The sequence below is a fragment of the Algoriphagus terrigena DSM 22685 genome (assembly GCF_000429445.1).
In the GTDB taxonomy this organism is placed as follows: Bacteria; Bacteroidota; Bacteroidia; order Cytophagales; family Cyclobacteriaceae; genus Algoriphagus; species Algoriphagus terrigena.
This window is the reverse complement of sequence record NZ_AUBW01000017.1, coordinates 58854-74940: the sequence shown is the minus strand read 5'-3', so window position 1 is coordinate 74940 and position 16087 is coordinate 58854. Positions and strand designations below refer to the sequence as shown.

At 48.3% G+C, this 16087-nt stretch carries 10 protein-coding genes; 2 read left to right on the top strand and 8 right to left on the bottom strand.

What is annotated here, in order from left to right:
• Nucleotides 1–83: 83 nt before the first annotated feature.
• Together G459_RS0115855 and G459_RS0115850 are read right to left on the bottom strand one after the other, a co-directional pair.
• Nucleotides 84–968: an EamA family transporter gene (locus G459_RS0115855; protein ID WP_026968521.1), complete on the bottom strand. Its 885-nt coding sequence runs from the start codon at nucleotides 966–968 to the stop codon at nucleotides 84–86.
• A gap of 7 nt (nucleotides 969–975) precedes the next feature.
• The gene (locus tag G459_RS0115850) at nucleotides 976–1458 is read right to left on the bottom strand and encodes a MarR family winged helix-turn-helix transcriptional regulator (protein ID WP_035456175.1); all 483 of its coding nucleotides are present in this window, start codon (nucleotides 1456–1458) and stop codon (nucleotides 976–978) included.
• Nucleotides 1459–2082: 624 nt separating this feature from the next.
• Here G459_RS0115850 and G459_RS0115845 point away from each other — a divergent pair.
• Nucleotides 2083–5208, top strand: a complete 3126-nt coding sequence (locus tag G459_RS0115845; protein WP_026968519.1) for a SusC/RagA family TonB-linked outer membrane protein — start codon at nucleotides 2083–2085, stop codon at nucleotides 5206–5208.
• A gap of 33 nt (nucleotides 5209–5241) precedes the next feature.
• On the top strand, nucleotides 5242–6819 hold the full coding sequence (locus tag G459_RS0115840; RefSeq protein ID WP_026968518.1) for a SusD/RagB family nutrient-binding outer membrane lipoprotein: 1578 nt from the start codon (nucleotides 5242–5244) through the stop codon (nucleotides 6817–6819).
• A gap of 198 nt (nucleotides 6820–7017) precedes the next feature.
• Here the strand turns inward: G459_RS0115840 and G459_RS0115835 are convergent, their stop codons facing one another.
• The 6 genes from G459_RS0115835 to G459_RS0115810 form a co-directional block, all read right to left on the bottom strand.
• On the bottom strand, nucleotides 7018–8343 hold the full coding sequence (locus G459_RS0115835; protein WP_026968517.1) for a vanadium-dependent haloperoxidase: 1326 nt from the start codon (nucleotides 8341–8343) through the stop codon (nucleotides 7018–7020).
• Nucleotides 8340–11618, bottom strand: a complete 3279-nt coding sequence (locus G459_RS0115830) for a VCBS repeat-containing protein (protein WP_026968516.1) — start codon at nucleotides 11616–11618, stop codon at nucleotides 8340–8342. The genes G459_RS0115835 and G459_RS0115830 overlap by 4 nt, the downstream gene beginning before the upstream one ends.
• Nucleotides 11619–11941: 323 nt before the next feature.
• Nucleotides 11942–12790, bottom strand: a complete 849-nt coding sequence (locus G459_RS0115825; protein WP_026968515.1) for a prephenate dehydrogenase — start codon at nucleotides 12788–12790, stop codon at nucleotides 11942–11944.
• Nucleotides 12791–12890: 100 nt separating this feature from the next.
• Nucleotides 12891–14036, bottom strand: a complete 1146-nt coding sequence (locus G459_RS0115820) for a pyridoxal phosphate-dependent aminotransferase (RefSeq protein ID WP_026968514.1) — start codon at nucleotides 14034–14036, stop codon at nucleotides 12891–12893.
• Entirely contained in the window at nucleotides 14036–14857 is an 822-nt protein-coding gene (locus G459_RS0115815; RefSeq protein ID WP_035456173.1) for a prephenate dehydratase, read from the bottom strand. The genes G459_RS0115820 and G459_RS0115815 overlap by 1 nt, the downstream gene beginning before the upstream one ends.
• Nucleotides 14854–16086 (bottom strand): 3-phosphoshikimate 1-carboxyvinyltransferase, encoded by a 1233-nt coding sequence (locus G459_RS0115810; protein WP_035456170.1) that lies wholly within the window; start codon nucleotides 16084–16086, stop codon nucleotides 14854–14856. The genes G459_RS0115815 and G459_RS0115810 overlap by 4 nt, the downstream gene beginning before the upstream one ends.
• Nucleotide 16087 lies beyond the last annotated feature (1 nt).

Genomic DNA, 16087 nt, shown 5'->3' with positions numbered 1-16087 from the left:
AACCAGCCTGTTCGCTATTAGCTGGAAAGCCTTTTTTATCCCTAAATCGAGAATGAGGGGGTATTCCAGACTCACCTCGAGAGCTAAGTCGGGAGTAGGTCTCGTTTCTTTGACTTGATCAGATTCATCATGACAATGGACGTGAGCATGATGGCTATCCCGACGACCTGAGTCGTGCTCAGACTTTCATCGAGGATAAAATGGGCTGAAATAACCGCCATGGGAAGCTCGACCGTCATCAACAGACTGCTGGTGGTGGCTCCGATTTTTGGAATACCGATGGCGAATAGGACCGGAGGAAGGATCGTTCCGAAAACGGCTAGAAAAACGCCCCATTCCAGCAGTTCAAGTCCAAGATGATGGTCAAAAACCAGGGTTTGCGCGTTGACGAGGAGAATGGATATTGCGGATCCGGTCATCGTCCAAGCACTTTTGTTTTGCCAGTTGACGTCTTTGCCGATTCTGCTGTTTGACACAATGTATGCGGCATAGACCATCGACGCGAGCAAGACATAACCGATTCCTTCTATCGGTAAGGAGATGTCTTGGCTTGGGGTAAGTCCGCTAGCCAGCAGGGTTCCAATCAAAATCAGGACAGTGATCGCAAATTCGGATCGTGATGGCTTCTTTTTGAACACAGCCCATTCGAGCAGAATACTGATCCAGGTAAACTGCATCAGCAGCACGATCGCCACGGATGCGGAGATGTACTTGACCGACAGGTAGTAGAAATAGGTGGAGATGCCAATGAACACTCCGGTGAATAGGAGATAGGGGATTTCCTTGCGTGTCGCGTTTTCTTTTTTGGAAAAAAAGAAGACCAGCCACAATACTACCGCACCGATCAGTGCTTGGACAAACGAGATCTCAGCGGCATTGTAGCCCTGTCGATAGGCCAATTTGACAAAGGAAGTGAGGACCCCAAAACTGATCGCTCCGCCGAGTACCATCAAAATGTTTTTGAGCATCTGACTTCTATAGTAAGTTTTCCAAGGTTCGGTCTTTGTAGCTTTTCCGGGAGATTTGCTTCTCCAGTTTGGTCAAAGCTTCCAGGAAGCTGGGGTTGTCTTCCAGCATTTGCAGCGTGGTCAATACGCCGGCGTCCCAGTATTTTTCGAATTCTTCAAATGTGCTTTTTGCTTTTTCTGTAAGCGTGAGGCTTTGCTTTCTTGAGTCGGTGAGGTCGGTCTCGGCTTGCACATAACCTTTCTGTCGCATGTTGCGGATGATTTTTACCACCGCGGGATGGGACAGTTGCAGCCGTTCGGCGATCTCGGTGATGGTGAGCGTCTGATGCTTTTGAAGGAGCAAAAAAACCAAATGCCAATTGGGCTCGATATCGGCTCCCACTGCTTTGTAAAAATCCCGGGTACTGTAAAGCAGGTTGTCACATAGCCGCTTGATGCGGCTATGTAATCCTGCAGGTCCAATCTCTGTAAGAAAATCTTGTTCTCCCATTCCGAATCGTATAACTGGTTACGTAAAATTAGTCAAATAAAACGTAACTGGTTACAGGAAGAGGCGTTTTTAGTGACGAAACTTTCTTAGGGTTTGTAGGTTTGACTATGCGTGGCAACAGTTCTAGCTGGACGGTTATTCTTTGTGGAAGAAGCATTGGGTGATTCCGATGTGGAATTGGACTCTGTTAGGGTTTCGAAATCGATCTAAAACCTTCTGGTGGCCATTTTAAATATTGTGAAAGTGTCTAAAAAATTTCCGTTTTTTCACTTTTCTAATCAAAACTTGTTCAAAATGTAATTGAAGTGTGTTTGGGAAAATGAAAAATAATCTCTATTCAAAATCTCTTGTCTAAAAAAATTAACAAAGAATTATTGTTTTGGACAAAAATATCTGATTTTCATTTTGTAAGCGTAAATCATTTTTCTAGCTTTAAAATGCGAACCAAAGGGGCTTGAGTCGCTGATCTTTTATTCTCTTAGTCCTTTTTAGATTGACAGGTTTAGGGTTGTGTACCCTGGTGTAGATATATGGTGCAAGATTCTCTTGATCTTATTTCCGTAAAAGCATCCGGTCTTCCGGATAGTCCAAACAATTTATTTCTAACCATTTTACTACCTACTTATGAGAAAGGTTTTACCCATTGCTTTCGCTCTGGTGGTATTACTGAGTCTATCAAGCTCAGTCTATAGCCAACAGCGGGTATTGAAGGGGAAGGTCACTGCGTCGGCAGATGGACTTCCCATGCCAGGAGTCACGGTCCTGGACAAGAGTAATCAGTCGGGAACCACCACCAACGTGGATGGTGAGTACTCGATCTCGGTGACCGAGCAGTCGGTTTTGGTATTTTCATTTATTGGGTTCACCAGCAAGGAGTTTACCGTCGGGAATCAATCCGAGCTGAATGTGGTCCTGGATGAGGAAGCCAGTGAATTGAATGAAGTAGTCGTGACAGCCTTTGGTTTGGAGCGCGAAAAGAAAGCCCTCGGTTACTCAGTGACCCAACTCGACGGGGACAGATTTACCGAAGCCAGAGCGATCAACGCCGGTAATGCGCTTTCAGGAAAAGTGGCGGGGGTGAATGTGACTCCACCGGCTACTGGTGCTGCGGGTTCTACCCGAGTGGTAATCCGGGGAGGATCTTCCCTGACCGGAAATGACCAGCCGCTCTATGTAGTCAATGGTATTCCGATCGAATCTGGAAACCTTGGCAACGCAGGGATGTGGGGTGGCAATGACTCCGGTGACGGACTTGCTTCGATCTCACCGGATGACATCGAGAGCATGTCTGTATTGAAAGGAAATGCTGCCGCTGCCCTCTACGGTGCCAGAGCTGCCAATGGTGTAATCCTGATTACAACCAAAAGCGGAAAGGCAAGAAAAGGCATTGGCGTGTCTTTCAATTCAAGCATTATGTTTGACAATGTATGGGATCAGACCAACTGGCAAAGAACTTATGGCCCGGGCCGTGACGGCAGAGTGTCGTCCTCTTCTACAGAAGCGATGGAAGATGCTACCAACGGTTGGGGATCGATGTACAATGGATCTCCGGTGGTTCAGTTTGACAATGTATCCAGACCTTATTCTTATACAGGCGAGGGACTTTCTGACTTCTATGAGACAGCCTACACCTTGACTAACTCCATCGCGTTCGATGGTGGAAACGAAAGCACCAACTACCGTTTTTCATTCTCTGATTTGACAAACGATGACATCATGCCAAATGCCGAATTCAAAAGAAGAGTGGCCAATGTCAATGTCAACAGCAAGTTGGGCAAGTTTACCCTGGCGGTAAATGGTCAATACACTTTCCAGAAGGCCTTGAACAGACCTAGACTTTCTGATTCCCCGGGTAACGCCAACTTCTCCATGTTGGTGAAGCCTGGTCATATTCCTTTGGATGTGATGAAAGGAGATCCTAACAAACCTGGCGCAAATCCTGACGGAACTGAGCTCCGCTATCAGCAAAACACCTTCTCTACCAACCCTTATTGGGCAGCCTATCAGTTCTACCGTGAAGATGAGACCAACAGACTGTTGGGAAATATGTCTTTGCAGTACGATATCACAGATTGGTTGTATGTGAGAGGCCGTGTAGGTTTGGATTTCCAATCCAGAGTGGATGACAGCTCCGAGCCTTATGGTACGGCTTACAAGCCAAGAGGTGATTACAACGTCACCGAGAGAACCATCAGAGAGGACAATGCTGATTTGTTTATCGGATTCAATAAGACCTTTGGTGACTTTGCTTTAGACGGCTTTGTTGGTGGAAACAGGATGAGAAGAACTGCCGAAAGCCTTAGAGGTGGTGGAAATGACCTAGTTATTCCTTATTGGCATTCTGTGAAAAACGTAGCCGCTCCGACGATCGATTACGTCTTCTCTGAGTATGGAATCAACTCCTACTTTGCTGCAGCTAACCTGGCTTACAAAAACATGATTTTCTTGAACGTTACCGCTCGTGAAGATCATTTTTCAACCCTTTCCCCAGAAAATTTCAAGCTGTTTTACCCATCTGTCAGCGCAGCAGCAGTGATCAGTGATATGATTACTCTTCCTGAAGTGATCACTTTTGCAAAAGTGAGAGGTTCATGGGGCCAAGCGGGTGGTGGAGCACCAAATCCTTATGCACTCAATCTGACATATGGATTGGTTGGTAACGGTCACATGGGTGGAAACTTGGGTCAAATAAACAATGGATCTATTCCTAACTCTACCCTGAAGCCTTATACTTCTACCGAATACGAAATCGGTGCTGATTTGAGGTTTTTCAAAAACAGACTTGGACTGGATGTCGCGTATTACAATAGATTGACCAATGATGATATCCTCAATACTGGTATCTCCAGTACTTCAGGATTTGGATCCACTACTGTCAATATCGGTGAATTGCGAAACAAAGGGATTGAATTGTTGTTGAACATCACTCCGATTTCGAAAGAATTCAGATGGGATATTTCCTTCAACTTTGCCAACAACCGATCTGAGGTCTTGAGCTTGGGCGAAAACGCTGCCGGCGAGGCAATTGAATTTATTAATTTGGGCAACAGCCGTCTACAGCGAGAAGCAATCCGACACATTGTGGGCGAACCACTTGGTATGATTGCCGGCTACAAGCAACTTACGATCGACGGTCAGAAAGTATATGATGCCAATGGCTTCCCTGTGACTACTGCTGGCTTGGAAACTTTGGCCGAAGGCCGTCACCCAATCTCCGGCGGTATCAGCAATACCTTCAGCTACAAAGGATTCAGACTGTACACCCTGATTGATTTCAGAAGTGGAGGTAGCATGGTGTCCGGTACCAACTATTTCGCTTATTCCTACGGATTGCATGAAGAAACCCTGGTGGGAAGAGATGGCAACCTGACTGTGTCTGGAGTAGATGTGAACGGTGAAGCTAATACTTGGACTATCGGTGCAGATGCTGCCAATGCTGCCAATTATACCCTCGATCAGTACTACAACCGATATGCTATGGTGACTGAAAACATCGTGTACGATGCCTCATTTGCCAAACTTAGAGAGTTGAACTTCGGCTATACTTTCTCAAGCAGTTTCTTGAAAAACACTCCGATTCAGACCCTTTCTCTCTCCTTTGTAGGCAGAAATCTGGCGCTGTTGTGGTCTAATGTCCCTAACGTAGATCCTGAATCTGCCTATGCAGTGGACGGCAACTCACAAGGTTTGGAATATTTCGGCATGCCTACCAACAGAAGTTTCGGCTTTAACCTATCGGCTACTTTCTAATCAATTGGTAAAACCAAAAAACACACGCGAATTATGAAATTTACTAATAAACTAGCGGCTATTCTTCTGGCAGGTTCTATTGGGCTTTTTTCCTCTTGTGACGAAAGCGCCCTCTTGGACTTGAACGTAGACAAGAATGCAGCCACTACTATAGATATGGCCTATCTGTTCTCTTTGGGTACTTTGAGAATAGCTTCAGAATATGAAAATACCCGGGTGCCGATGCTCTATGCGGCTACGATGATTCAGCACACAGCTTCTACAGCAAGTTATTTCAGCGGTGACAAATACTTGTATAATGCCCAATACAGCGGAGCTTATATGGAAAGTCACTACACCAATGTGGTTAGATTGCTTCAGCACGTAATCACTCAGACTCAGGATGATCCTACCATGGATAATTTCCGTGCGGCATCCATCGTGTTGCAAGTATTCGATCTGCACAGAATGACCGATATCTACGGTGATATCCCTTATTCTGAAGCTGGAAAAGGTTTGGACGGTCCAGAATATTGGTTTCCAAAGTATGACAGCCAGCAGGAAGTCTATTCTGCAATGATCGCTGATTTGCTTGAAGCCAGAGCGTTATTTTCTGAATCTGCAAGAGGATTTGGAGCTCAAGACTTTATTTATGAAGGTGATATCGCCAAGTGGAGAAAATTTACCAACTCACTTTTGATGAGAATCGCCATGCGTATGAGCAATGTGGATGCAGCAAGAGCTCAGGAAGTGTTTGTGGAAGCCAGCAACAGCGGGGCTTTTGAATCTATCGATGATATGGCAACTATCCAATTTGCAACCGGGCCCCAGGGTGTGAACAGAAATGGTCTGAATGACGGCTACTGGGGAAATAACAAGTACTCTAGAGATTGCAAGATTTCGGAAACTTTCCTAGAGTGGATGAGAACCAATAACGATCCAAGACTTACCATTGTTGCTGGAGCTACCGGTAACCCAGATGACCCGTCTACCTGGGATACTGATGCTGCTGCGCAAAAAGGTTTGCCTAATGGATATACCTCCACCACGCTTAGACCGCTTTTGTCGCCAGAAGAGCTTGCAGAGTTTAACTCTCTTACCAATGGTAACTGGATTTTCTCTATGCTAAACCTGAAATATCTTGATTGGGAAGATCCATATTACTTGATCTCTTATGCTGAGGTGGAATTGATGAAAGCTGAGGCTTCGTTGAAAGGCTGGATCGCTTCAGATGCTTCTGAGCATTTTAACAAAGGTGTGACTGCTGCTATCAGATCTTGGGAGTTGTTTGATCCTTCCTTTGCCAGAACTCCACAGGAAATCCAGGCCTATATCTCAGGAAGAGGCTTTGCTGCGGCAGGCAATGAAGACAAACTCCGCCTGATCGGTGAGGAATACTGGGCTGCTACTTACTTGAATGACATTGAGTCTTGGTCCAACTGGAGAAGAACCGGCTATCCGGAACTGACTCCGACCCAGGATCCAAATGCATTCGAGGGCAACTTTATACCTAGAAGATTGAAATACTGGGAAAATGAAATTGGTTCCAATCCTGCAAACTATCAGGATGCTGCCACCAGAATGGGCGGCGATCTATTCGCCACCAAAATGTGGTGGGACGGAGGAAATTAATTTCTCCCTGAGTTTATTGAAAGAGGTTCTGGATGCGTCCAGGGCCTCTTTTTTTTGCTGAAAAGTTTTTGGACTGAGGAGATGTCGTGCTCTAAGAGTTTTGGATTGGTCGGTAAGCTCCCCACAGAATTCGCCGATAAACGGATCGAGTCGTAGCTATCCGGTATTCCCCAAAAGCTCAGATCAAGCTCTTTGGCTTTATTTGGCTAGATTTTCCCAGATCGATGTGCCGATCTTTTTCCCTTGGGAGACTCCGTTTTCGATCGCATCCCGGAAGTGAATTCCTCCATAGAGCCGTGAAATGGCTGCTTCGTCAGAAGCCTGAAAAAACGAGCTAAATTCCCGCTCAGGCAAGCCGAAATACACTTCAGAATTGTCGGTGAACGCGAAGTCGTCTCCCAAATAGGCCGTTAGGATAACGGAAGCGGCACTGCTGATTACGGAGTGTCCAGAGGAATATTCCGGAAATGGAGGAGTCTGGAGTAGTGGCTTCCAACTTTGATCAATGTGCTGATTGATCACCGTCTCTGGACGGATTCGATGCGTGTCGTATTTGGCCTTCCAGCAAGAGACGAAGGCGTCGTGGAGGGTCATGCCAAGCAGGGCATGGAGGTAAGTGGTTTCGGTAAAATCCAGCCGGGCTTTTTGAGCTGCGATGCCTGTGATCCCCATCCAATGTCCTCCCGGCGAGATTTTCTTCACACCTATCGACATGTGTCCCGCAAACTCCACCTTGAAAGGATTGCAATCCCAGAAATTAGCGATCAAGCGCTCTTCTGTGCTGAGATTTTTACCCAGCTCGTAGACTTCCATGGTCTGTTTTTGAAAAGAACTACCTGTCTCCATGTTAAATGCCGCCATTGGAAGTGGAGCAAAGTCATTGAGATTTTGAAGGAAAAAGGTCCTCATGGTTTTCCATTCCGGCTCTATTGCCGACATGTATGCTGGCGGCGTGGGATACCAATAGCCGGGACCTTCCACCGGCGTATAGCGGTTCATAGCGGTGAGTTGCAGATAGCCGTCAGTCTTGGCGGAGGCCAGTACCTGGTCGGCGATTGACTTTGCAAAAGCCATATGAGCCTCCAGATTCTTGGTGTTGACGATCTTGGTTTTTAGTCCCCACTCTTTCCAGTCGTTTTGTTTTTCCCGAAGCAAGTAGCCCGAAGGCATGACTTTCTCCCCCACCAAAAACATCGCATAGATCGCAGCAAACTCTGGAGAAGCTACTTTTTCCAAGGAAAGAGGAGACATTTGACCCTGGATCTTGGACTGTCTCAGGATGTCTGCGTGCTTGAAGTTCACTCCCGATTCTTGGAGAACCCGATAAGGAGCCAGATTGGTGTAAGCGTAGATTCTGGCTGCCACGGGCGGGCTGGCCACATCCGTCACCATGACTGTGGTGATGTGAAAAAGCTGCTCCGCGTAGATCTTTGACCAATCCGGTTGCTTCTTTTGGGCCAAAAGAAACGGGCTGCTCCACGTCAAAAGCAGAAGAAAGATGACATGCTTGAGATACTTTTTCATCGTATTTGGTAAGCTTCGACTCTTTGTTGATTCACTCCGAAGACGAGAATGTTGTCATCGCCAATCTTGAGATCGACGATTGATTTGATGTCACCTTTGATCGCTAGGCCGGACTCTTTGAGACTCAATGGGCTGAAATTACCGGTGCCGTCCCCCAGCAAAACCAAGCCCAATCCAGCATCGATTTTCCCGATTCGGATGCGGCTTTGACTTTGATTTCCTCCCAAGACCACATCCAGATTGCCATCTCCGTTCACGTCCGTCACCAGTTGGGCATAGACGGGGAAGCTTTGTGCCATCCGAGGCAGGGCGTGAGGTACGAAACCAGCTTCAGTGTTTTCAAAATAAGTCGATTCGAGATGGTTGGCTTCCAAAAGCTGGGCTTGGGAGAGCTCTGCTGGGGTGAAAAGGTCCGTGAGTTTTGCCTTGGAGTAGGAGGCATAGTCCGTAAACTTGCTCCTCATTCCGACCATCTGATCGAGCAGCTCGTCGCGGCTGGCGTAAGGGTAGTAAGCATCATCGATGAAGCATTCCAAAATCGGATCGATGCTGCCATTTTGGTCAAAGTCGGCGGCATAGAGGCGCAGTGACTTTTTCGGATTGGCTACAAGCTGGGTGTTGAGACCGAAGTTTCCTGCAAAGAGATCCAAGTCCCCATCTCCGTCAAAGTCTGCTTGCACGAGACTGTTCCACCAGCCGGACGTGTTGGTGGGGAAGTATCGCTCGGACTGGTCTTCAAAGCGTCCGTCCTGGTTGATCAGCGCTTTTGGACTGAGGTATTCGCCGACGATGACCAAGTCTTTGACCTGGTCCCCATTGAGATCCTGTGCTACGGCGGAGGTGATCATGCCGAGTTTTCCCTGAAGGGGCAGTGCCTCTTCTATTAACGTAAATGCGCCTTTGCCGTCGTTGAGCAAAAGTTTAGAGCTTGGGATCTCGGGGTATCTTCCCGGAATCAACCTCGCTCCGACGAATAAATCCAGAAAGCCATCTCCATTGAAATCCAAAGCTACCGCAGCTCCGGTGCTGATCCGGTAATTGGGAAAATTGGGTTTGGGTACCAGGACGCCATTGCCGTCATTCAGAAATAGACGGTCGCGCAGCGATTCGTCCTCACTGGTATAGTCGTGATATCCCCCGCTCCCGATGAAAAGATCGGTTTTTCCGTCGCCATTGAAATCTTCAAACAGCGCAACAGCATCTGTAAACTCAGATGCAGATCTAAAACCCCGGTAGGGAGCCCAAGTGAGATCCTTGTAGGAAAAGATCTTCGCGGGGAAACCTTTGCTGCCGCCAATAAACAACTCGTCGATTCCGTTTCCATCCAGATCCGCTTTGGCCATCACAGGCCCGAGGTGACTGGGCATGGTGATCATCAGCGGCTGGCGCTTGAAGTCGTTGTAGGAAGCTGATCCGGCCACGAAATCGGGAGATGAAGCTAGTTTGGTCAAGAGACCTTCACTCTTGTCAACGGGTCGATAGGACAGAAGTCCATCTTCCTTTTCAATCTTCAGTAATTGATTCAGACCCGGCTTTGACAAGGTCTGAACAGACTGGTCGGGCCAGATGACCTGTAGGCTGTCTAGCTGCTGATCTTCTCCAAAACCAAGATGAAGGCGAAAGGTGCTGGAGGACTGAAATCCCCGGGTTGGATTTAATTCAAGTACTTGCGTATGTCCTTTTGAGAACGCGGCGAGCTTTGAGCCGACGCCAAACCGGTTTTTGGAGTTTTCTCGCAGCTCTACTTGTAGCCAAGAGCCGGCGTTACTTTTGTTTTCAAAGATTCCTGCAGCTTCATTCAGGCGGGAAACCACGAGATCTAGGTCGCCGTCGTTGTCCAGATCGGCATATGCGGCACCTGACGAGAAGTCTTTGGCTGCAAAGCCTGCTTCCGTCGAGCGATTGGAGAATTCGAGATCTCCCTGATTTTCGAAGAAATAATCATGGACAGGTGTGGAGGTCATCGAGGTCACTAGGTGAAGCGTGTCGGCTTTTTCTCCGGCTATCGCCTGCTTGAAATAATAGTCCCCTTTGTACTTCAAGAAGTCCCGATTGGTATAGTCGCGGTAGTAGCCATTGGTGATGAAGAGGTCTTTGGTCCCGTCATTGTTCGCGTCAAAAAATAGCGCCGACCAGCTCCAGTCCGTGTTGGAGATGCCTGCCATCTGCCCGATCTCGGAAAACGCCCCGCTGCCCTGATTGAGCTGAAGCATGTTACGCATGTTTTGATGGTGAAAGCCCTGCTTGATCATCAGCGCATACTGCTCGTAGTTTTCTGGACCGTAGAGGAGTTTTTGGCGCTGATTGTCCTCGGGCAGCATGTCCAGCGTGAAGACATCCGGCAGTCCGTCGTTGTTGATGTCGGCGATATCCGCGCCCATGGAGAAGTGGGAGATGTGCTGGAAGTTTTCCGTGAGACGATCCGAAAAAGTCCCGTCTCCGTTGTTGATGTACAGGTAGTCAGGCTCGATGTAATCGTTGGTCACCAGCAGGTCGGGCCAGCCGTCCTGATTGATGTCAGCCGCCAGTACAGCCAGGCCAAATCCCAAGGAGTAACCCTTGATACCGGCTTTTTCGCTGATGTCCTGGAATTTTCCATCGACGTTTTCATACAGCTTGTCTCCAGCATAAGGATGCCGCTTGGCCCGCGCTGAGTCAAATTCAATGGCATTGACAACCTGGATGTGGTGGTTAAGGAGAAACAAATCCAGATCTCCGTCAATGTCGAAATCAAAAAACAGTCCCTGGGTGCTGTTGGACGGGTCGGCGATGCCGAATTCTTCCGATTGCTCTGCAAACTTGAACTTGCCAAGGTTGATCCAGAGTTCATTTTTTCGTTTCTCTGGTGCGCCTTTGCCAGAGTAGCAGACATAAATGTCCAGCAGTCCGTCGCCGTTCACGTCAGCCATGCTTACGCCGGTCGTCCAGGTGCTTTTTCCAGCTACTCCCGCAGACTTGGTGATGTCTTCAAACTTCAATCCGCCCAGGTTGCGGTAGAGTTTGTTGTCGGTCATATTTCCGGTAAAGAAAATGTCGTCCAGTCCGTCGTTGTCCAAATCTCCTACGGCGACGCCTCCTCCGTTGTAGAAGTATTCGTACCGTAGAATGTTGTTTTTGTCGTTCTCCGAAAGCTGATTTTTGAAAGTGATATTACTTTTCTTGGGGGGGACGGCTTCGAATTTTGACGAAAATGCCTGTCCCAGTGCGAGCTGGACGAGACAGGTGAGGAAGATCGTTAAAAGCGTTTTGTGCCTGATTTGGGAACGAGGACTCATAAGGGGAATTAGATTCGGATCGACCGAGCTAGGTGATTAAGTCACTAAATGATTTTCATTGACCGCTCGATGGGTTGGCTCTTTTTGAGACAGCCGTTTTCAGCCCCATGTTACTTAAAGTGACCTGAATTAAGGGATTTTTCAGGGCTTTAAAAAGAATACTTTGTATAAAAAATCAATTAATTAGGATGAGTTTTGTCAAGAAATTTGAAGAGTATCATCGCTCGAACGGATGCACTCGTGAGGAGCCTCATTTCAGACTTTTGCAAATGAAAAAACCACGAATTCCTCCGTGGTTTTAAAGTTTCAAACTTCGAACCGTTCTATTTCCCCATGTCCAAGATCTCCCGAATCTTGTTGATCTCTGACATTTCGTCGAAAAGTCCCTTGTGGTCTTCGGCTGCGATTTTGTTGCGAAATGCGGTTAGGTTGGCGATGTAGCCGTCCATCGCGCTGAGGATGTTTTCTTTGTTTTCGGTGAAGATCGGCGCCCACATCGCCGGGCTGGATTTGGCCAGTCGTACGGTGGAGGCAAAGCCGGAACCTGCCATGTCAAAGATGTTTTTTTCGTCAGCCATCTTCTGAAGGACCGTCTCCCCGAGCATAAAGGAGGAAATATGGGATAGGTGCGAGACAAAAGCCAGGTGAAGATCGTGCTCTTCAGGATCCATGAATCTGAGTTTCAGATTCAACGCTTCAAAAAGCCGATAAGCCTTTTCCTTCAGGTGCAAGTCGGTTTTTTCCAGTTCACAGATGATCAGGACTTTTTTGTCCAAGAGGTCTACTGAGGCAGCTTTTGGTCCGGAGTATTCCGTGCCGGCGATTGGGTGCGCAGCCAAATATTGATTCCGCTTCGGATGCTTAGCCAGTAAAGCGCAAAGCTTGCCTTTGGTCGAGCCCACATCGAAAACCAAGGTGTTTTGTTTGACTTCCGCCAATGTTTTCAGAGCCAAATCGCCCAGCGTATCCGCCGGCGTGGCCAGGATTACCAGATCGGTATCGGCATCCGGGGTTTCTTTTGCCTCGGTAATGATGCCCAAGGTCAAGGCATCGGCAAGGTTTTGGGGGTTGGCATCTGCTCCAGTGATGATCAATTCAGGGAACTTCTGTCTGGCACCCAGGCCAAATGAGCCTCCCAAAAGGCCAAGTCCGATGATGTGTATTTTTTTCATGTGTATATAGTTTACTTTTATCGGCCACATGGAATCTCGCAAGGTTGATAATTACTCCAGTGTGTTTGGCCGTCTATATGCTCGATTTCATGACAGGGTTTTATTTGATGCGGTTGATCGCTTCGAGGATTTTGAATTCGGGCATGCAAAGTGAAAACCTGACGTAGTTTTCTCCCTGCGAGCCAAAGATTTTCCCCGGAGTGATAAAAATATTTTTTTCGTATAGCATCCAATCGACCAGTTCCTCGGCGGATTTTCCATCGGGAAGTCTGCACCACACAAATAGCCCCGAGCCTTTAGTGTCATAGCTGAGACCCAGCTTTTCCGCCAGTTTCCAGATCAGTTTTCTGCGGTTGGTGTAGTTTTCGTTTTGATCAGCAAACCAGCTTTTTCCCAAACCCAGGGCCGCGATGGCTCCTTTTTGAAGGCCGAGAAACATCCCGGAATCCATGTTGGATTTGACTTTCAAGACGGCCTCGACCCAGTCCGCCCGTCCGCAAAGCATCCCAACCCGCCAGCCTGGCATGTTGAATGTCTTGCTGAGGGAGTTGAGTTCCAAAGCCACCTCGTTTCCTCCCGGAATCTCCAGGATGCTGAGCGGCTCAGGGTTCAGGATGTGGCTGTACGGATTGTCATTGACCAGGACGATTTGGTGCTTTTGTGCGAAAGCGACGAGCTCGCTCAGGATTTCTTTGGATCCGGGCGCTCCGGTCGGCATGTGGGGGTAGTTGATCCACATCAGCTTGACTTTGCTCAAGTCAAGTTGCTCCAACGCTTCCAGCTTCGGTCTTCCTTTTCTTTCCAAGTCCAGTTCGTAGAAGATCGGCTCTCCCTGAGCTAATCTGGTGACTGAAGTATAAGTCGGATAGCCGGGATTGGGTATCAACACCTGGTCGCCTGGGTTCAGAAATGCCATGCTGATGTGCATGATCCCTTCTTTGGATCCCAAAAGCGGGAGGATTTCCTTGGCGGGATTGAGCATGACACCGTACTCTCTGGAGTAGAGCTCCGCCATGGCGGCTCTCAGCTCAGGAATACCCTGATAACTCTGATAGCCGTGCGCCTGTGGATGCTCGACGGCGCTCTTCAGCGCATCGATCACAGAGCGGTCCGGTGCCCTGTCAGGTGATCCAATGCCAAGATTGATGACGGGTTTGCCATCCGCAATCAACTGATTGACTTCTCTGAGTTTGGCTGAAAAGTAGTACTCTTCGACTGTATTGATTCTATCGGCGAATCCCTTCATTATTTTCTGCTTCTGTATTCACCAAAAATTTTCAAGTCCCCAAATTCCCGGGTTGCCAAGGCCATGGCTTCCCGATACTGGTTGTAATCTGCAAATTCCGCGTCGATAAAAAATGCGTATTCCCAAGGTTTTTCGATCACGGGAATCGACTGGATTTTGCTCAGGTTGAGTTGCTTTTCTGCCAGATAGGTCAGCAGCTTTGCCAATCCTCCGGCCTCGTTGTGGATCGTGATCTTGAAGGAGGCCTTATTTGGCAGGATCTCGGTTTCGATCTTTTCTTTTTGCAGGATGATAAACCGGGTAAAGTTCTCCTTCACCGTTTGGATATCGCGGGTCAAGATCTCCAGTCCGTAGATGTCTGCGGCGATTTCGCTGGCGATTCCGGCCACTCCGAGCAGTTTTTTATCAGCGATTCGCTGAGCGACTGCCGCTGTATCCACATCGTCAAATTGCTGGATATGGGGATACTTGGAAAGAAAAGCCTTGCACTGCAAAATCGCCATCGGATGCGAGCGCACCTCCCGGATGTCGTCGATTGATTGCCCGGGTAGTGCCATCAGTTGATGTGCAATCGGCAGGTAATATTCGTCACGGATAAACAGCTCATAGCGGTCGATCAGGTCGTAATTGGGCAAGATGGCTCCCGCGATGGAGTTTTCGATGGCCATCACACCAAAATCCGCTTCCCCGTGTGAGACGAATTTGGCAAGTGCTTCAAAGGTATTGAACGGGATGATCTCGCAGTCTGCGCCAAAATTTTCCAGTGCTACTTTGTGGTGAAAAGAGCCCGGGACGCCTTGAATGGCTATTTTCAAACTCATAGCTCAGCCAGTTTTTCAGTGGAAATCCCCAACAGTTCGGTATGCTTCCAAAAACTCGGGTAGGATTTGTTGACTACCTCGGGGTCCTCGATGATCACTTCCGTCTTGGTCAGCAAGGGCATGAAGGCCATTGCCATCCGGTGATCTTCGTAGGTGTGAATCTGTACTTTGCGAGGCATGGTCACCGAGGGGATTACCTGGAACACTTCCGGTTCGATCTCTCGGAGTTCCGCATTGAACTTCGCTAATTCTTGCTGTAAGGCATAGATTCGGTCGGTTTCTTTGATCTTCAAGCTTTCCAGGCCGGTGAAGATTGCGGCTTGGCCGAGTATCGCGCAGGTGACGGCGACGGTTTGAGCCAAGTCCGGACAATGGGTGAAGTCCCAGTTTTTCAGGCCTTTTACCGGCTGTTTTTTTAGTAAAATCCCGCCGTTTTCGAAGGTGCTTTTGATGCCCAAATGGCTCATGATCTCCACGATGGCGGAGTCACCTTGAAGGCTGTTTTCCTTCAATCCTTCCAAAAATAGAGCACCTGAATCCGCACAGGCCAATAGGCTAAACCAGTAGCTCGCTCCCGACCAATCGCTTTCCACCGCAAAAGTAGTCGGCTGATAGGCTTGGTTAGCCACCTTGATTTTGTTTTTTTCCCAAGTGTATTTGATCCCAAACTGAGCCATGAGCTCAAGGGTCATTTGGATGTATGTACGGCTGCCGACCTTGCCTTCCAATTCGATTTCCAGTCCCTGTGGCAGCAACGGTGCAATCATCAGCATCGCGGAGATGTACTGGCTGGAGACGTCGCCCCGGATTTTCACCGTGTTAGAAGTTTGCTCTGGAAGGCCGTGGATCGCCAGCGGCGGATAGCCTTCCTTGTTCAGGTAGTGGATGTCGCCACCGATCGCGCGGAGTGCATCGACCAGAACTCCGATCGGACGCTCGCACATGCGGGCCGTGCCGGTCATGACTTTTTTCTCGTTTTTCACCGTGGCAAATGCCGTCAAAAAGCGCATCGTCGTGCCAGCATCTAAGACATCAAACACGGCAGGATTGCTGCTGAGCAATCGGATCATGGTTTGCGTATCGCGGGCTTCTGCCAGATTGGTGAGTTTGTTCTCCCCGGATGTCAATGCATCGATCACCAAGGCGCGGTTTGACTCGCTCTTGGAAGAGGGAAGAGGTATTCGGGTAGGGGTGAAATCGCTTTTTTGGCTTAGGCGAAGTAAAGTCATG